Raw genomic sequence first — 16,225 nt, 5'->3', positions numbered from 1 at the left:
ACGCCCGCACGACTCGGGCGCAAGCGCGGGCGCCGGGCCGCACGGAGCAGGGCGACGCGGCGACCGCGCGAGCCGACTGCACAGCGCGGACGCCGGACAGCGTGAAGCGGGCGGCACCGCGTCGGCACCCTTCCCCGGACGGCCGGGGAAGGGTGCCGTGACGCGCGGGCCTGTCGGGTCAGGCCACCATCGGGGCCTGCTCGGCGGCGGGCTCCGCCGCCACCGTCGTACGCCGGGCGAGCAGCCGGTCGAGACCGAACGCGCCGGAGCCCGTGAAGACCAGCAGGAGGAACGCCCAGCAGAACAGCACCGCGAGCTCACCGCCGTTCTGGATGGGCCACAGCGCGGCCTTCTGGTGGATGTCGAAGTACGCGAACGCCATCGAGCCGGAGGCCAGCAGCGCGGCCCCGCGGGTGCCGAGGCCCAGGAGCACCAGGGCACCGGCGGCCAGCTGGATCACGGCCGCGTACCAGCCCGGCCAGGTGCCGGTCTCGATCGTGCCGCCGTGGGTGCCCATGGCGCCGCCGAGGACGCCGAAGAGGGAGGCCGCGCCGTGGGCCGTGAAGAGCAGGCCGACGACGATGCGGAAGAGCCCGAGGGCATAGGGCTGAGCGGAGTTGAGACGCGGGGACGGCATGGGGGTTCTCCATCTCGGTGTCGGTCGAGCCCGCGGGGACAGGCGGGCCGGTGGGGGCGGCGGTACCGAAGGGAACCCCAGGTTAGGTGAACCTAATCTGTGCTTGCAAGTTCAACATCTGGCCATGCTTCCGCTTCCGCTCACCGCTTCGCCCCGGGGCGGGCCGCACGTGGGAAGGCCCCCGCGACCGCACCGGCACCACGGAAGATGACCTGATCCGCACTTGGCCGAACACGCCGGGCGGCGCTCGCACTTCGGGAGCGGCGCGAGCCGAACACAGCTGTCCGTGGGCCACGTTGACGACCGATCAGCCGCCGAGACCGCCGCACGCCGCCCAGTTGGCAGCCCGGGGCAGGACCAACCGGGGCCACCGGGCACGACGAACCCGGGGGCGACGTTCTCCGCCCCCGGCATGAGATTCCGAGCGGCGCCCTCCACCCCCGGGCATGCCCAACTCGGGCGGCGCCTCCCCCTCCGGCCGCCCCCCGGCACCCTCTGCCGCTACCTACCCGGCCTCTTCCACCGGCCGTGTCCGTACGGCCTGGCCCCGCACCTCCAGCCCGCCGAGCAGTTCGGCGGTGGCGCGGGCGACGGCCTCCACGGCCGCGTCGAAGACCTCGCGGTTGTGGGCGGCGGGAGCGCGGAAGCCCGAGACCTTGCGGACGTACTGCAGCGCGGCGGCGTGGATGTCGTCGTCCGTGGCCTCTTCGGGGAGCACGGGCGGACGCAGCGTCTTGATACTCCGGCACATGCCCCCAGTCTCACGCACCCCGCGCACTCCTGCGATGATCCATCCGAAGGCGGCCACCGACACCGGGGCCGACCGTCGAAAGGACAACTTCATGGCGAACCAGTACACCGTGGCCGTCCTCGGCCCCGGCGGCACGGGCGGCCTCCTCGCCGCCCTCCTGTCCCGCGCCGGCCACCGCGTCGTGTGCCTGGCCCGGGAGGGCACGGCCGACACCCTGCGCCGCACCGGACTCACCGTACGCAGCGCGCAGTTCGGCGAGTTCACCGCGCCCGTCGAGGCGGACACCGAGCTGCGCGAACCGGTGGACGCCTGCCTGATCACCGTCAAGCACACCGCGCTCGACGCCGCCCTGACCCGGGTCCCGCCCGCCGCGCTCGGCGACGCCCTCGTCGTACCGCTCCTGAACGGCGTCGAACACCCCGCCGCGCTGCGCGCCGGCCACCGCCCCGACCGGGTCGCCCCGGCGGTGATCCGCGTGGAGTCCACCCGGCTGCGGCCGGGCGTGATCGAGCACGGCAGCCCGTTCACGGAGATCGACCTCGCCGGGGACGGCGTACCCCGCGCCCGCCTCGACGCGCTCGCCGCCGTCCTCACCGACGCCGGCACGACCGCCCGAGTGGTCGAGGACGAGACGGCGGCACTCTGGGCGAAGATGGCGTTCCTGGCCCCCTTCGCCCTGCTCACCACCCGGTACGGCGTACCGCTCGGCGAGGCCCGCACCCGCCACCGCGCGGAACTGGAGGCACTGGTCACGGAGACCACCGAGGTCAGCCACGCCTGCGGCGCCCCCGCCGACCCGGCCCGGGCCCTCGCCCGGTACGACGCCTTCCCGCCCACGGCCAAGTCCTCCATGCAGCGCGACGCCGAGGCGGGCCGGCCGCTCGAACTCGACGCCATCGGCGGGGCGTTGCTGCGCGCGGCCGAGCTGCACGGCGTACCGGTCCCGGTGACGGCACGGCTCGTACGGGAACTGCGGGACGCGGGCCACTGAGGCACGCCCGGCCCCGCGACCCGAGGGCCCCGGCGACCCCGGGGCCCCGGTGACCTGAGAGTCCCGACGACCCGGGAGTCCCGGCGACCCGGGAGTCCCGGCGACCCGGGGGCCCCAGTGACTCGGGAGTCCCGGTGACCCGGGAGCCACGGTGACCCGGGAGCCCGGCGGGTCGACGACCCCAACGGGTCGACAGCCCTGGCGGGCAGTAAGCCCCAGCGGGACGACAACCACTGGGCGGAGACCAGATGCACCGCGGCGAGCGCGCCCGGCTGGCGGCTGGCCGGCGGTCCGGACCCTGAACACCCGTTCGCGTGAACCCCTCTGCAGAACTCGCCTCCCAAAATCGAACAGGCGTACCATTGCCGCGTGGCTACGACCTACCAATTCCCCAGTGACCTCCTCGCCGGTCAGGAGGAGCTGCATCAGGTCCGGGCCGAGCTGTCGGCCCTGCTCAAGCGGCTGCCGTGGTCGGTCGAGCCGATGGACGCCCTCAGCGACGACACCGGCTGGCGCAAGATGGAGCGGCCCGCGTCCCCCGGCTGGACGGCCGACGAGCAGGCAGAGGTGGAGAAGCTCCGGCGCCGCGAACACGAACTGGCGGTCTTCGTCAGCACCCACCGCTTCTGGGCCGAGGTCGCGGCCGAACAGCGCATGGAGGCCCGCAGCGGCCTCAAACACGCCCACGACCCCACCTGAACGACAAAGCCCCCGGCCACAAAGGCCGGGGGCTCCCCGTTCGGTGGGCGCGGACGGTTTCGAACCGCCGACATCCTGCTTGTAAGGCAGGCGCTCTACCCCTGAGCTACGCACCCCGGACCTGGACCGCGCCAGGACGAGTCGACAGCCTACCTTGCCGGGGGCACTGGACGGCAACCGCGAATCGGCCGGAATCCGGGCCCGACCGGGGGTTACCCCCACCCCCGTCCGGCGGTGAGCCCGATGACGGGGTGGGCTGTTGATCATTTACGGTCCTGGGAGGCCGAGTCAACGGCTCAGTGGACGTCGCACTGCACGGCGTGCCCGATCTCGTGCGGGCGAGCAGCGACGACGGCGACGTGACGGTGGTGCTGCCCCGCGCCGGTCACCGCGTGGACGCGCACGCGGACTCCGGTCCGGTGTCGGTGTCCGTGCCCCGCGACGACAGGAGCGGGCACTCGGTGACGGCGGGCTCCGCGAACGGGAAAGTCACGGTTCGCACCGCGAACTGACCGGCTCGTGTGTTCGTCTTCAACGGGTGGGAGAATGACACCACCCAGGGCGAACCACAGCACGGGAGAGGGATGTGACGGCGAGACCGGGCACGCCATCGACACAGCCGTACCCGCCGTCGTCCACCGCGAGGGCTCGGCGCGGGCCGACGGCCCTGCGGGACACGCTCACCCTGGTGGGCCTGCCGTTGCTGGCCGCGCTCGCGCTGCCCGCCGCGTTCGCCGGCGGGGGTACGCGGCGCTGGTTCGGCGGCCGGGCGGAGAGTCAGCGGGCCGAGGCGCAGGCGGCGAAGGACGCCGCCGCGTCCGCGTTCTACGAGCTGGACACCGCGCAGCGGGACCTGCGGATCTCGATCGAGACCATCACGGCGGTGGACGACACCCCGGCGGGCCGGCGTGCCGTGTCCGACTTCCAGGCGCTCGGGCTGCGGATCGACGAGGTCAGCCAGCGGTACATCCAGGCGGTGGACGCCCATGACCTGGACCGGGTCGACCTGGAGGCCGGGGCGGCCGCGCGGGCACGCGGTGAGCTGACGGCGGCGCGGGACGAACTGGTCCGGGTCAAGCAGGAGCTGGACCGTTTCGCCAGCTCGCTCGGGCCGCTGCTGGGCTCGGCGGAGACGCGGCTGGCCCAGCTGGCGCCCGCCGTGGAGCGCGCCCGGCAGGCGCTGCTGGCCGCGAGCAACGCGCTGGACGCGGTACGGGAGCACGGTCTGCGGGCCGACGACCTGGCCGCGCGGCTGGCCGCCCTGTCGCCGGAGCTGACGAAGCTGAACCAGGGAGCGGCGCAGCACGGGGCGCAGCAGACGGTGGAGCGGGCCGAGCGGGTGCAGCGGGAGGCCGGGGCGATCCGTGCCGAGGCCGAGCGGCTGCCGGAGAAGGCGGCCGAGATCGATCACCGGCTGGTGTCGTTGCGGACCCGGGCGCAGGCGCTGACCACGCGCGCGGGGCAGGTGGATCCGGTGCTCAGCGAGCTGCGTCGGCGGTTCGCGGCGGCGTGCTGGCAGGATCTCCAGCAGGTGCCGGTGCAGGCCGCGGAGAACGTGCGGCAGGCGGAGGTGAAGCTGCGCGAGGCGCAGGCGGCGCGGGACGCGCAGCGGTGGGCGGACGCCACCTCGTCGCTGTCGACGGTGCGTGCGCTGCTGAACGCGACCGACGATGCGGTCTCGGCGGCCGGTGACCGGTTGTCCCGGCTGAACGCGGTGCAGAAGGACCCGCAGGCGGAGATCGAGCGGACGCGGTTCGCGATCCGGGACGCCCAGCGGCTGGCGATGACGGGCCGTGCGGCGCCGGATCCGCGGCATGCGGGGCCGCTGGACGAGGCGGTGGCGCGGCTGGAGCGGGCGGTGGGCTCGCTGGAGGGCCGGCATCCGGACTACTGGCACTTCCTGACCGAGACGGACGCGGTGCGGCAGTCGGCCGCTCGGGTGGTGGCACGGATCCGCGAGGAGCGCGGCGGCGGGCACTGATCCGTGGGGTCTGGCCTGGGGCGGGGCCCCTGTCCGGCGGCGGGTGCCGGGTCGTGTGCCGGGTCGTGCGTGTTGCCGGGTGGGGGCGGGCAGGCGGATATTGAACGGGACGGATGGCCTCCGCTAGCGCCCGAGGGAGGCGGACATGGCCACACACGCACAGCACACGCGGCCGCGGCAGCGCATCGAGTTCGACAAGCACCTGCCCGTGGACCACAAGCTGAACACGGTCTACCGGATCGGCGCGGGACTGATCGGCGCGTTCCTGATCGCGTTCGGCATCCTGGGTCTGATCAACCACATCGGGTTCTTCGGCATCGGTGGCGCCACGGTCATCGGGCTGAACACCAACGGCACGCTGAGTGTGCTGTCGATCTGCATCGGCGCGCTGCTGATGGTCGGCATGGCGATCGGCGGGAACGTCGCGTCGACGCTGAACATGGTGCTCGGCATCCTGTTCCTGCTGAACGGTTTCCTGTTCCTGGGGCTGCTGGACTCCGCGAGCAACTTCCTGGCGTTCCGGATGCCGAACGTGCTGTTCAGCTTTGTCGTGGGCCTGCTGCTGATGACCTTCGGCATGTACGGCCGGGTCGGTTCCACGTTGCCGCACGACAATCCGTACTGGCGGGCCCGCCATCCGGATGCGGAGCGGCAGCGGCCCGAGCAGGGGTCCGCGCTGCCGCCGGCCGGTTAGTCTGTGCCCATGCCTCGCTATGAGTACCGCTGCCGGACCTGCGGCGACACGTTCGAACTGAGCCGTCCGATGGCGGCGTCCGGTGATCCCGCGAGCTGTCCCGCGGGCCATGACGACACGGTGAAGCTGCTGTCGGCGGTGGCCGTGGGCGGGACGGCCGGCGCGCCGGCCCCCGCGGCGGGCGGGGGCGGCGGCTGCTGCGGCGGTGGCTGCTGCGGCTAGCCCGCCTGGCGGGTGGCTTTCAGGAACTCCCTCACGATGCGCTCCCCGGCGAGGACTCCTCGCTCGGGGAGCGCGCTGATGTGTGGGGCGGTCCAGCCGCTGTCGGCGAGTTCTCCGTGGCCGGGGCGCCAGCCCCGGTCGGCGGCGAGCAGCAGGTCGGCGTCGAGGAGCGAGTCCCCGGCGGCGAGGGTGAGCTGCGCGCCGGTGCGGCGGGCGACCTCGCGGACGGCGGCGCTCTTGGTGAGCGGCTGCGGTACGGCGTAGATCTTGCGGCCCTGGAGGGAGACCGTCCAGCCGCGGTTCTCGGCCCACACGGTGAGTTCCTTGACCCAGTCCTCGGGCAGCAGTTCCCGTTCGACGACGAGGTAGCTGAAGAGGTCCTCGGCGATCCGGTGCTTGCGTACCCAGACGGGGTCGGCGGTGCGGAGCAGGTGGTCGTGGACCTCGGCGAGCGGTGCGCACTCGTCGGCGAGCCGGGTGAGGACCTTCGTGTGCCAGTCGTGGTCGGTGGCGCCGTCGACGAGCAGGTGGCCGCCGTTGGCGCAGATCGCGTACTTGGGGGGCGGTCCGGGCAGGTTGATGCGCTGGTACTGCTTGCGGGTGCGGGTCGTGGTGGGCACGAAGACGGCGGTGTCGCCGAGGTCGGTCAGCAGCTGGGCCGCGGTCTCGGTGAGGTAGGAGAGCGGCTTGGCCTCGTGCACCTCGACGCAGAGCAGCCGGGGTGCGCGGGCGTCGGGCATGGTCAGTGCGAGGGCCGCCGAGGAGTAGATCAGCGTTCGGTCGAGGTCGCTGGCGACGAGCACGGGCATCAGCCGTTCACCGCCTTGCCGTCGGCGCCGGTGGCGCCGCGGGTGTACTGGGGGTGGATGAGGCCGACGCAGGTGTAGGGCAGTTCGCCGACCTCCTCGACGGGGACCCCGCGCTGTTCGGCGAGCAGCCGGACGTGGTCGAGGTCGGCGCCCGCTCCGGTGCGGGCGAGGATCTTCCAGGGCACCCGGCGCAGCAGTACGCGGGTGGTCTCGCCGACGCCGGGCTTGACGAGGTTCACGTCCTGGATGCCGTACTGCTCGCTGATGCGCTCGACGGCCCGCCAGCCGGCCCAGGTGGGGGTGCGGTCCTCGGCCAGCAGTTCCTTGACCGCTTCGTCGACGGTGTCGGCGACGTCGGGGAAGCGGGCAAAGACGGCGTCGAGGAAGGCCACGGAGACGTCGGCGCCGGCCAGTTCGCGGTAGTACTTGGCGCCGTGGAAGTCGTCCGGGCCGACGAGGTCGGCGCGCAGGACCGTGCGGGAGATCAGGCCGGAGACGGTGGAGTTGAGGCAGGCGGAGGGGATGAGGAAGTCCTCGCGGGTGCCGTAGGTGCGCACGCAGGAGCCGGGGTCGGCGAGTACGGCGATCTCCGGGTCGAATCCGGTGATGCCCTCCTTGGCCTCGAACTCCTCGATGGCCTGGGCGAGTTCGCGGGTGATTGCGCCCTTGCCGGTCCAGCCGTCGACGAAGACGACGTCGCGGGGGTCGTGGTGGGCGGCGAGCCAGCGCAGGGCGTTGGCGTCGATGCCCCGGCCGCGCACGATGGAGACGGCGTAGTGCGGGAGGTCGAGGCCGTGCCGGAAGTGGGCCCAGCGGCGCATGAGGACGCCGACGGGGGTGCCGGCGCGGGCCAGGGAGACCAGGACGGGGCGCGGTGAGCGTTCGGTGATCACCGTCTCCGTGACCACGCCGACCGCATGGGCGAGCCGTGCGGCGGAGGCGTCGAGGGCCGTGTGGAACAGTTCCTGGTACTGGTCGCTGGGCTGGTACTCGACGGGCAGCGACTCGGCGTAGTGGGCGCCGCCGCTCTGGATGGCCTCCTCGCGTTCCTCGGTGGGTGCCTCCAGGCTGACGTCGGAGAGGTCCTGGAGCAGCCAGCCGACGTCCTCGGGCGGGTACGAGGAGAACGCGGGGCCGCGGAGGGGCTCGGGCAGCATGGCCGGCCTTTCGGGAGCGCGCGGGGGCGCGGGGAGGTAGGAGGGGACGACCGCGAGCAGGACGTGCGGGACGTGTTCGGCGAGGCGAGCCAGGAGGCCGTCGGGGGCGTGCAGGGCGGGGGTGTCGGCGGTGGAGTCGACGACGGCGACGACGGTGTCGAAGCGGCCGCCCGCGACGTTGTAGGCGTAGCGCTCGCCGGGGCCGTCGGCGGGGTCGTCGTGGGCGGGGAAGACCAGGCGGGTGCGGATGGCGTAGCCGGGGTCGTCGACGGCGAGGACGGGCGAGCGGGTGGTGGTGGAGAAGCGGACCTCGGCCCGGGTGGCCCGTTCCAGTTCGCGGGCGAGGCGCAGTGGGGCGTACATGAGTTCCTCGTTGCCGAGGACCAGGACGCGGCGGGTGCCGGGGGGCAGGGCGTCGCGTATTCGGGCGCCCATGGCGGGCAGCGCGGTCTCCAGGCGGGCGCGGTGGGCGGGGGTGAAGCCGTGCCGGCCGCCGTCGGGGAGGCGGTGGGGCCAGTCGAGTGCGATGCGCGCGGGCCGCGGGGCCTCTTCGGGGGCGTCGTGCGTCTCGGCCGGGTGCGCGTGGCGGGGCTCGTGCCGGGCCACCAGTCGCTGCCCCTTCTCCAGGACGTCCGGGGGCAGCCGTACGGTGCCGGAGGCGGCGGCGATCAGGTCCACGCGGGCCCCGATCTCGTCGGCGAACCGTTCCATGCGCTCGACGTCCTCGGGTGCGCGCATGTCGACGAGGGCGACCACCGCGTAGTGCTGCCGTGGGTACCGTTCGTGCAGGTCACGAATGGTGTTGAGGACGGTGTTGCCGGTGGAGAACTCGTCGTCGACGAGGACCAGCGGACCGTCGCCGGCCAGCAGGGCGGGGTCCTCCGGCAGCAGGAGGTGCGACGTGGCGTGGGAGTGCGACTCCTCGAAGCCGCCCGCGGGGGCGACGCCGGCCACGGGACGGCGGGTGGAGTGCAGGTACGGCGCCGTGCCGAGGCCGTCGGCGACGGCGTGGCCGAGTCCGGTGGCGGTCTCCGCGTAGCCGAGGACGACCGCCCCTGCCGTCCCGGTCTCGCCGAGCAGCTCGGCGACCCGGCGGCCGAGCCGGTGGCCGTGGTCGTAGACCACGGACGGTGACTGCGGGACGTGCTTGCCGAGTACGTGCGAGACCAGCAGGTGGGCCCGCTTCGGGTTGCGGCGCAGCGCCAGCCCGAGCAGGGCCGTCAGGCCGTCGTCGCCCTCGAGTTCGACGCCGAGTCGCTCGGCGACCCAGCTGCCGGACCAGACCCCGTCGTTCACTGCGTAGTTCATGCGTTCCTTGGACGATGTGGGAAGGATCAGCCGGGTATTCCGGCGGCGAGCAGCTCCACGAAGCCGACGTCCTCGTGCGCGACGCCGAAGGCCTCGGCGCGCAGCAGGGTCCGCTCGGCCCAGGCGCGGTGCGGCTTCACCTCGTTCATCTTGTTCGTGTAGGCCGACCGGAGTACACCCCCGCCGCCCCGTTCCGGCCGCAGGATGTCCTGGGCGTCGCTGAACTCCTCGTGGCTGACCACGGAGAGCGCGTGCACGGGCAGGACGTGGGAGGGGTGGATGCAGGTCTTGCCGAGCAGGCCGTTGGCCTGGTCGAGGGAGATCTCCCGCAGCAGTCCGTCCATGGCGTGTTCGATGAGCTTCTCGCGCAGCTCGACGGCCTGCACCTCCAGGAAGGGGCTCTGCCTCAGCTGCGGCTTGAACATGCGTTCGGATACCCGGAAGTACTCCCAGACGGGCCCGGTGACGGTGAATCCGGTGCCGTCGGCGCGGCCGAGCATGTTGACCACGTCGGCGATCACGGAGGCGACGACCTGGACGTCGTAGGCGGTCATGTCGGGGGCCCGGCGCAGCCCGTAGGAGGAGCAGAAGTCGGTCACGCCGAGGCGGAGGGCGAGGACGCGGTCGCGGTACTTGTCGACGGCGCGGAAGATGCCCTCCAGGGTGTCCACGCGCGACTCGCGGTACAGCAGCTCCGGGGACTCGAGCACCGGCATGGCGAAGAGCCGGCGGCCGCTGTCGGTCTCGGCGGCGGTGAGGGCCTCCAGGAACGGGATGCCGCGTTCCTCGGTGAACTTGGGCAGCACGAAACCGGACAGCAGCCGCACGGACGCGCCGAGACGGCGTACGAGGTCGGGGATCTGCTCGGGGGCGCGCACCCGGATGAACAGCAGCGGCGGCTCCGCTCCCGCCCGGGAGTGGAGGTCGGCGAACTGGGTGACGAGGTTCTCCTCGCCCGCCGCCACGTCGGCGTCGTCGATGGAGTCCTCCAGGCACAGCACCATGGAGACCACGCCGTTGGCCGCCTGCTTGAGGACGTCGCCGGCGAGGCGCGGCCGGGTGGCCGGACTGTACAGCGTGGCGCCCAGGGCCGCGGCGAGCAGCCGGGCCGGGGAGTCGGCGGTGAACGCGCACGGCTCCCGGTGGAAGAGGCGCTGCCGCACCTCGGGGGCGATGTGCCCGAAATGACGCATAGGACTCCCTCGGGGTGCGCGCCGAGCCTGTGGATTCGGTAAAGGGTGGCCGGTAATAGTACGTAGGGATCCATGTCGGGGGTTCCCTTCGGGCATGAATTTCCGGTAACTCGCCCATGTCGGCGGTCGGCACCCCCCGCATTGTCGTGGCCAGGACCGAGAAGGCAGGATGACCGCATGACGCACGCGATGCTGAAGGGGTCGAACGTCCCGCTGGAGGCCACCACGGTCCGCGCCGTGCTGCGCTGGACGCCCGGGCAGTCGGTCCCGGACGTGGACGCCTCCGCGCTGCTGCTGGGCCCCGAGGGCCGTGTGCGCTCCGACGAGGACTTCGTTTTCTACAACCAGCCCCGGCACCCCTCGGGGAAGGTGTGGCGGCTGGGCAAGAAGCGCGTCACCGAGGGCCTGACCGACACGATCCAGTCAGATCTCTCCGGCGTCGAGCCGGACATCGGCCGGATCCTGCTGGTGGCCTCGGCGGACGGTGTCTCCTTCGACCAGGTGCCGGCCCTCAGCATCACGCTGTACGACGGCGCGGTGGCCGGCGGCGAGCCGCTGGCCACCTTCGAGATCACGCCGCAGACCGGCGCGGAGACGGCGCTGATCTGCGGTGAGCTGTACCGGCGCGGGGAGGGCTGGAAGTTCCGGGCGCTGGGCGAGGGCTACTCGAACGGCCTGAAGGGCCTCGCCACGGACTACGGCATCTCGGTCGACGAGTCGGAGGCGGAGGAGGAGCCGCCCGCGGCGCAGCCGCTGCCTCCGGAGCAGCCGACGTCGGCGGTGCCGCAGCAGCCCGCGTACGGCTATCCGCAGCCGGCGTACGGCTACCCGCAGCCCGCCTCGGGCCAGCCCTCCTACGGCTATCCGGGACCCCAGCCGGTCTTCACGGCCCCGGACCCGAACTTCCGCATGCCCCCGCAGGGGCCGCAGTTCGTCGGGCGGTAGCCGGGCTAGCGGTCGGCCTTGGTCTTGTAGCCGCGGCCCCACTGCAGACCCCACCCGTACAGCCGGTCCAGCTCGCCCTGGAAGCCGTAGACGAACTTCACCTCGCGGCGCACGGTCAGTTCGCCCTTGACGTTCTCGATCAGCACGACCGCGCAGGAGCGGGCCTGGGGGTGGCGTTCGTCGAGGCCTATCTCGATGCGGGGGCCGTTGCTGGGGTAGAGGGTGACGATGGCGTGCGTACGGTCGAAGGCCGGTGTCTGGTCGTAGATGTAGACGAAGACCAGCAGCCGCTTGATGGCGTCGCGGTGGTCGAGGTTGACGTACATGGTCTCGCCGGACGCCGACCCGAACCGGTCGTCCCCGCTGAGCTTGATGTACGGCGGTGAGTTGGTCTCGCCCAGGTAGCCGCCGAGCGGCTGTACGACCCCCTTGGTGCCGTCGGTCAGCTCGTACAGGCAGCCCAGGTCGAGGTCGACGTTGACCATGCTCTGCCCGTGTCCGAGGACCTCCGGGGGCTTGAGGGCCTTGAAGGGGTGCCGCAGCAGGCTGGTGCGCTGGGCACCGTCGAAGTCGGAGGTGCGCATCCGCCAGGTCAGGTTGATGCGCAGGTGGCCGGTGGCCGCGTCCTGTTTGGTGAGCGACACCGTGTGGTGTCGCCTGGTGAGTTCGATCGCGTTGGAGGAGGCGCTGCCGGAGTCGAAGTCGGCGGCACGCCCGCCCAGCAGTCCGTCGAAGAAGCCCATTCCCGCCCCCAGGTCCCCAGGTACTCGTCTTGACGCGAACGGGGCGGCCGACCACGTCGGCCGCCCCGTTCGAAGCGTTCCTCACCGCCCGGGGTGTCACACCCCCGAGGGGACCTCGGTCTTCTCGCCGGAGCCGTCGCCCGCGGCCGCGAGCGCGCGGTTGCGGCGCACGGAGGACCAGAAGGACAGGGCGATCAGCACGACGCCCACGAGACCGGTGATGACCTCGTTGATCTCGTACTGGATGGTGACCATGAGGATCACGGCCAGGGCGCCGATCGCGTAGTGGGCGCCGTGCTCCAGGTAGACGTAGTCGTCGAGGGTGCCCTGGCGGACCAGGTACACGGTGAGCGACCGGACGTACATCGCGCCGATGCCGAGGCCGAGGGCCATCATCACGATGTCGTTGGTGATGGCGAAGGCGCCGATCACACCGTCGAAGGAGAAGGACGCGTCCAGGACCTCCAGGTAGAGGAACATGAAGAACGCGGCCTGGCCGGCCAGCAGCACCACCGGCTTCTTCCGGCCGGCGCGGGCGGCCTCTTCCTCCTCCTCGTGCTCGCGCTCCTCCTCTTCCTCCAGCCGGTCCTCGAAGTAGCCGGAGAGACCGCCGACGATCATGTACGTGATCAGGCCGGCGATTCCGGCGATCAGGACCGTCTGCGCCTTGTCGGCGTGCACGCCGCCGTGCTGGTGGGCGTGGGCGGCGAAGGTGAAGGACGTGACCAGCAGGACGATCAGGGAGATGCAGACCGACAGCATGTCGACCTTGCCGAGCTTGGCCAGGGGCCGCTCGATCCACTGCAGCCACTGTATGTCCCGGTCCTCGAAGATGAAGTCCAGGAAGATCATCAGCAGGAACATGCCGCCGAACGCCGCGATCGCCGGGTGGGCGTCGGTGACGAGCTGCTGGTAGCGGTCCTTGTCGGTGAGGGCGAGGTGGACCGCGTCGTACGGGTTGAGCTTCGCGGTGATGGCCACGATGACGACGGGGAAGACCAGCCGCATGCCGAAGACGGCGATGAGAACGCCGACCGTGAGGAAGATCTTCTGCCAGAAGGCGTTCATCTTCTTCAGGATCCCGGCGTTGACCACCGCGTTGTCGAACGACAGCGAGATCTCGAGGACGGCCAGGATCGCCACGACTCCGAAGGCCTCCCAGCCCCCGTAGAAGACCGCGGCGACCAGGCCGATCGCGGTGATCGCGAACGACCAGCCGAAGGTTTTCAGAAGCACTGGCTACCCCATCGTGTTGTGGGGGCACCTCCCAGACGGTGTCTGGGGGAGGGTCTCCCCGGCGCCGTGACCGGCTTTACGAAACGTTGACTCCGAAGTCTAGAGCGATGCCGCGGAGTCCGGACGCGTACCCCTGCCCGACCGCACGGAACTTCCATTCGCCCTGGTACCGGTAGAGCTCGCCGAAGATCATGGCCGTTTCGCTGGAGGCGTCCTCGCTGAGGTCGTAGCGCGCGAGCTCCTGGCCGTCGGCCTGGTTGACCACGCGGATGTAGGCGTTGGAGACCTGGCCGAAGGTCTGGCCGCGCTCGTCCGCCATGTGGATGGAGACCGGGAAGGCGACCTTCTCGCAGTGCGCGGGGACCTTGGCCAGGTCCACCAGGATGGTCTCGTCGTCGCCCTCGCCCTCACCGGTGAGGTTGTCACCCGTGTGCTCCACGGAGCCGTCCGGGCTCTTGAGCTGGTTGTAGAACACGAACCACTCGTCGCCCAGCACCCGGTTGGTGGCGCCGCACAGCAGCGCGCTGGCGTCCAGGTCGAAGGGGGCGCCGGTGGTGGAGCGCGCGTCCCAGCCGAGCCCGATCATGACGTTCGTGAGGTTCGGTGCGGCCTTGGAGAGGGAGACGTTGCCTCCCTTGGCGAGCGTGACGCCCATGGTGATGGTCCTCCCCTAGCGGTGCTTCCCTGTTGTCCTGCACGTCCGGCGCCGACCGTAAACGGTTCGGCGCCGGACGGGTCGTGCCCCGACGGACGTCAGACGTTGACGCCGAAGTCCTGGGCGATGCCGCGCAGCCCGGAGGCGTAGCCCTGGCCGATGGCGCGGAACTTCCACTCCGCGCCGTTGCGGTACAGCTCGCCGAAGACCATCGCGGTCTCCGTGGAGGCGTCCTCGCTGAGGTCGTAGCGGGCGATCTCCGAGCCGCCGGCCTGGTTCACCACGCGGATGTAGGCGTTGCGGACCTGGCCGAAGGACTGCTGGCGGTTGTCGGCGTCGTAGATGGAGACCGGGAAGACGATCTTCTCGACGTCGGCCGGGACACCGGCGAGGTTGACCTTGATGACCTCGTCGTCGCCCTCGCCCTCACCGGTGAGGTTGTCACCCGTGTGCTCGACCGAGCCGTCGGGGCTCTTGAGGTTGTTGAAGAAGACGAAATGCTGGTCGCTGACGACCTTGCCCGAGTTGTTCAGCAGCAGCGCGCTGGCGTCGAGATCGAAGTCGGTGCCGGTCGTGGTGCGGGCGTCCCAGCCCAGACCGACGAGGACCGCGGTCAGGCCCGGGGCCTCCTTCGTCAGCGATACGTTGCCGCCCTTGCTGAGGCTGACTCCCACGAGTCCTCCATGTGGTGTCCAGGGGCGGGAAGCCCCGTCGTGCTACGGATATGGGATCAACGAACCGATCCTAGTGACGGGTTCCCGCCCCCCGCAGACCCTGGACCCGAAGGATCACAGGTGTCGGCCGTGCGGCCGGCTCACAGGGTGTCGAGGGCCTTCACGTACTCGTCGAGGTCGCGGGCGTCCGGCAGGCCGTTGATCACGGTCCACCGCACGACGCCGTCCTTGTCGATGATGAAGGTGCCGCGGACGGCGCAGCCCTTGTCCTCGTCGAAGACGCCGTAGGCGCGCGAGGCGTTGCCGTGCGGCCAGAAGTCGCTCAGCAGCGGGTACTCGAGCCCCTCCTGCTCGGCGAAGACGCGCAGGCTGTGGATGGAGTCGTTGGAGACGGCGAGCAGCTGGGTGTCGCGGTCCGCGAACCTCGGCAGGTTGTCGCGGAGCTCGCAGAGCTCGCCGGTGCACACGCCGGTGAAGGCGAAGGGGTAGAAGAGCAGGACCACGTTCTTCTCGCCACGGAAGTCCGAGAGCCTCACGGTCCGGCCGTGGTTGTCCTTGAGCTCGAAGTCGGGCGCCTTGTCGCCGACCTGGATCGCCATCGTCGTGCTTCCCTTCGGTGGGCTGTCGGGGTGAGAGCACAGCAAACGCTCGGGTCCACCCTACGCAGCGATCACCGGGGCACCGGGACGGGCCGGGGCGAGATCCGGCCCGTCCGGGCGGCGGTCACTTCTTGGACTTGGCCGCCTTGGGCGTCGCCAGCCGGCTGCCGCTCCAGTCCTTGCCCACGCTGACGCTCTTCGAGGCCGTCAGGCCGGCCGTCGTCGCGGCGTCCTGGATGTCGCTGGGCTCCACGTACCCCGAACGGCCGGTCTTCGGCGTGAGGAGCAGGATCGCGCCGCCCTCTTCGATGTACGTGGTGGCGTCCACCAGCGAATCCGTCAGGTCACCGTCGTCGTCACGGAACCACAGCACAACGGCGTCGGCCACGTCGTCAAAGTCCTCGTCCATCAGGTCGCCCTCGACGGCTTCCTCGATGGCCTGGCGGAGCTCCTGGTCGACGTCGTCGTCGTAGCCGATCTCCTGGACCACCTGCCCGGGCTGGAACCCCAGCCTGGCGGCAGGGTTCGTCCGCTCCTCCGCGTGGTCCGCGGTCGCGCTCACGGGTTGCCTCCTGATCATGTCTTGATGAATATCTCAGCCACGCGCGTGCGCGAAGCATTGGCCGTAGTCCACACGGGCGGGACGGATCGCGCAAGTACCCGGCCGTCCGGACCGTCGCAACGGTGACGATCCCGGCCGTGTCGACGCAACTCCTGGCACCGTATCTCGATTCCGCGCCACCCACATCACACCGATGTGCCCGGATTGCGCCGTTAGGAATCATCCGGCGCTACGACCATCGAACAACTTTGCCAGACGCGTCACACCCCGGGCGTATCGTTGCGTTTTGACCGGCCGTGTGCCCCGGTTACCGCCGGTGGAGATGAGGTACGTCTTCACGAGGTACACGATGGGGAACGGCGCAGGCAC

General features: G+C 71.3%; 18 protein-coding genes and 1 tRNA gene. 7 read left to right on the top strand and 12 right to left on the bottom strand.

Annotated features, from left to right (window positions below; translation table 11 throughout):
• Positions 1-178: 178 nt before the first annotated feature.
• Together ACZ7FF_RS01920 and ACZ7FF_RS01915 are read right to left on the bottom strand one after the other, a co-directional pair.
• Complete coding sequence (locus ACZ7FF_RS01920; protein ID WP_470808645.1) at positions 179-637, bottom strand: DoxX family protein; 459 nt, start codon at positions 635-637, stop codon at positions 179-181.
• Positions 638-1,142: 505 nt separating this feature from the next.
• Positions 1,143-1,388 carry a DUF2277 domain-containing protein gene (locus ACZ7FF_RS01915; RefSeq protein ID WP_470808644.1) on the bottom strand — a complete coding sequence of 82 codons (246 nt, stop codon included), beginning with the start codon at positions 1,386-1,388 and terminating at the stop codon, positions 1,143-1,145.
• Positions 1,389-1,479: 91 nt separating this feature from the next.
• On the opposite strand from ACZ7FF_RS01915, the gene ACZ7FF_RS01910 reads away from it, so the two are divergent.
• The gene (locus ACZ7FF_RS01910) at positions 1,480-2,379 is read left to right on the top strand and encodes a ketopantoate reductase family protein (protein WP_470809564.1); all 900 of its coding nucleotides are present in this window, start codon (positions 1,480-1,482) and stop codon (positions 2,377-2,379) included.
• A gap of 369 nt (positions 2,380-2,748) precedes the next feature.
• Positions 2,749-3,078, top strand: a complete 330-nt coding sequence (locus ACZ7FF_RS01905; protein WP_470808642.1) for a hypothetical protein — start codon at positions 2,749-2,751, stop codon at positions 3,076-3,078.
• 44 nt (positions 3,079-3,122) lie between these two features.
• On the opposite strand, the gene ACZ7FF_RS01900 is transcribed toward ACZ7FF_RS01905, so the two are convergent.
• Positions 3,123-3,194: transfer RNA gene (locus ACZ7FF_RS01900), tRNA-Val, on the bottom strand.
• A 204-nt stretch (positions 3,195-3,398) separates the two neighbouring features.
• Here ACZ7FF_RS01900 and ACZ7FF_RS01895 point away from each other — a divergent pair.
• From ACZ7FF_RS01895 to ACZ7FF_RS01880, 4 genes are all read left to right on the top strand, one after another.
• Complete coding sequence (locus tag ACZ7FF_RS01895; RefSeq protein ID WP_470808641.1) at positions 3,399-3,590, top strand: hypothetical protein; 192 nt, start codon at positions 3,399-3,401, stop codon at positions 3,588-3,590.
• A 74-nt stretch (positions 3,591-3,664) separates the two neighbouring features.
• Positions 3,665-5,059: a hypothetical protein gene (locus ACZ7FF_RS01890; RefSeq protein WP_470808640.1), complete on the top strand. Its 1,395-nt coding sequence runs from the start codon at positions 3,665-3,667 to the stop codon at positions 5,057-5,059.
• Positions 5,060-5,204: 145 nt separating this feature from the next.
• Entirely contained in the window at positions 5,205-5,753 is a 549-nt protein-coding gene (locus tag ACZ7FF_RS01885; protein ID WP_470808638.1) for a DUF4383 domain-containing protein, read from the top strand.
• A gap of 9 nt (positions 5,754-5,762) precedes the next feature.
• Positions 5,763-5,975 carry an FmdB family zinc ribbon protein gene (locus ACZ7FF_RS01880; protein WP_470808636.1) on the top strand — a complete coding sequence of 71 codons (213 nt, stop codon included), beginning with the start codon at positions 5,763-5,765 and terminating at the stop codon, positions 5,973-5,975.
• On the opposite strand, the gene ACZ7FF_RS01875 is transcribed toward ACZ7FF_RS01880, so the two are convergent.
• From ACZ7FF_RS01875 to ACZ7FF_RS01865, 3 genes are read right to left on the bottom strand one after another with little or no spacing between them, the layout of a single operon-like run.
• Positions 5,972-6,784: an HAD family hydrolase gene (locus ACZ7FF_RS01875; RefSeq protein WP_470808634.1), complete on the bottom strand. Its 813-nt coding sequence runs from the start codon at positions 6,782-6,784 to the stop codon at positions 5,972-5,974. The two genes, ACZ7FF_RS01880 and ACZ7FF_RS01875, sit on opposite strands and share 4 nt — an antisense overlap.
• Entirely contained in the window at positions 6,784-9,249 is a 2,466-nt protein-coding gene (locus tag ACZ7FF_RS01870; RefSeq protein WP_470808633.1) for a phosphoribosyltransferase, read from the bottom strand. Before ACZ7FF_RS01870 ends, ACZ7FF_RS01875 begins: the two co-directional genes overlap by 1 nt.
• Before the next feature lie 26 nt (positions 9,250-9,275).
• On the bottom strand, positions 9,276-10,442 hold the full coding sequence (locus ACZ7FF_RS01865; protein WP_470808632.1) for an HpcH/HpaI aldolase/citrate lyase family protein: 1,167 nt from the start codon (positions 10,440-10,442) through the stop codon (positions 9,276-9,278).
• Positions 10,443-10,619: 177 nt separating this feature from the next.
• On the opposite strand from ACZ7FF_RS01865, the gene ACZ7FF_RS01860 reads away from it, so the two are divergent.
• Positions 10,620-11,387, top strand: coding sequence for a TerD family protein (locus tag ACZ7FF_RS01860; RefSeq protein ID WP_470808631.1), 768 nt, complete (start codon positions 10,620-10,622; stop codon positions 11,385-11,387).
• 5 nt (positions 11,388-11,392) lie between these two features.
• Here ACZ7FF_RS01860 and ACZ7FF_RS01855 read toward each other — a convergent pair whose 3' ends face one another.
• The 6 genes from ACZ7FF_RS01855 to ACZ7FF_RS01830 all read right to left on the bottom strand — a co-directional run bounded on the left by ACZ7FF_RS01855 (position 11,393) and on the right by ACZ7FF_RS01830 (position 15,856).
• Positions 11,393-12,130, bottom strand: a complete 738-nt coding sequence (locus ACZ7FF_RS01855) for a TerD family protein (RefSeq protein ID WP_470808630.1) — start codon at positions 12,128-12,130, stop codon at positions 11,393-11,395.
• 96 nt (positions 12,131-12,226) lie between these two features.
• A complete protein-coding gene (locus tag ACZ7FF_RS01850) occupies positions 12,227-13,366 on the bottom strand; it encodes a DUF475 domain-containing protein (protein ID WP_470808628.1) in 1,140 nt (379 codons plus the stop codon).
• 76 nt (positions 13,367-13,442) lie between these two features.
• Positions 13,443-14,021, bottom strand: a complete 579-nt coding sequence (locus ACZ7FF_RS01845; RefSeq protein ID WP_470808626.1) for a TerD family protein — start codon at positions 14,019-14,021, stop codon at positions 13,443-13,445.
• A 98-nt stretch (positions 14,022-14,119) separates the two neighbouring features.
• Entirely contained in the window at positions 14,120-14,695 is a 576-nt protein-coding gene (locus ACZ7FF_RS01840; protein ID WP_470808625.1) for a TerD family protein, read from the bottom strand.
• A gap of 140 nt (positions 14,696-14,835) precedes the next feature.
• Positions 14,836-15,294, bottom strand: a complete 459-nt coding sequence (locus ACZ7FF_RS01835) for a peroxiredoxin (RefSeq protein WP_470808623.1) — start codon at positions 15,292-15,294, stop codon at positions 14,836-14,838.
• Positions 15,295-15,418: 124 nt separating this feature from the next.
• A complete protein-coding gene (locus tag ACZ7FF_RS01830) occupies positions 15,419-15,856 on the bottom strand; it encodes a DUF3052 domain-containing protein (protein WP_470808622.1) in 438 nt (145 codons plus the stop codon).
• Positions 15,857-16,225 lie beyond the last annotated feature (369 nt).

Source organism: Streptomyces sp. NPDC037126 (genome assembly GCF_055605965.1).
This window is presented reverse-complemented; position numbering and strand designations above follow the sequence as displayed.

What these genes read in the sequence shown, in the direction of transcription:
- ACZ7FF_RS01915 (WP_470808644.1), bottom strand. Translation starts at nt 1,388, where the DNA reads ATGTGCCGGAGTATCAAGACGCTGCGTCCGCCCGTGCTCCCCGAAGAG.
- ACZ7FF_RS01920 (WP_470808645.1), bottom strand. Translation starts at nt 637, where the DNA reads ATGCCGTCCCCGCGTCTCAACTCCGCTCAGCCCTATGCCCTCGGGCTC.
- ACZ7FF_RS01880 (WP_470808636.1), top strand. Translation starts at nt 5,763, where the DNA reads ATGCCTCGCTATGAGTACCGCTGCCGGACCTGCGGCGACACGTTCGAA.
- ACZ7FF_RS01910 (WP_470809564.1), top strand. Translation starts at nt 1,480, where the DNA reads ATGGCGAACCAGTACACCGTGGCCGTCCTCGGCCCCGGCGGCACGGGC.
- ACZ7FF_RS01875 (WP_470808634.1), bottom strand. Translation starts at nt 6,784, where the DNA reads ATGCCCGTGCTCGTCGCCAGCGACCTCGACCGAACGCTGATCTACTCC.
- ACZ7FF_RS01860 (WP_470808631.1), top strand. Translation starts at nt 10,620, where the DNA reads ATGACGCACGCGATGCTGAAGGGGTCGAACGTCCCGCTGGAGGCCACC.
- ACZ7FF_RS01845 (WP_470808626.1), bottom strand. Translation starts at nt 14,021, where the DNA reads ATGGGCGTCACGCTCGCCAAGGGAGGCAACGTCTCCCTCTCCAAGGCC.
- ACZ7FF_RS01870 (WP_470808633.1), bottom strand. Translation starts at nt 9,249, where the DNA reads ATGAACTACGCAGTGAACGACGGGGTCTGGTCCGGCAGCTGGGTCGCC.
- ACZ7FF_RS01885 (WP_470808638.1), top strand. Translation starts at nt 5,205, where the DNA reads ATGGCCACACACGCACAGCACACGCGGCCGCGGCAGCGCATCGAGTTC.
- ACZ7FF_RS01835 (WP_470808623.1), bottom strand. Translation starts at nt 15,294, where the DNA reads ATGGCGATCCAGGTCGGCGACAAGGCGCCCGACTTCGAGCTCAAGGAC.
- ACZ7FF_RS01865 (WP_470808632.1), bottom strand. Translation starts at nt 10,442, where the DNA reads ATGCGTCATTTCGGGCACATCGCCCCCGAGGTGCGGCAGCGCCTCTTC.
- ACZ7FF_RS01855 (WP_470808630.1), bottom strand. Translation starts at nt 12,130, where the DNA reads ATGGGCTTCTTCGACGGACTGCTGGGCGGGCGTGCCGCCGACTTCGAC.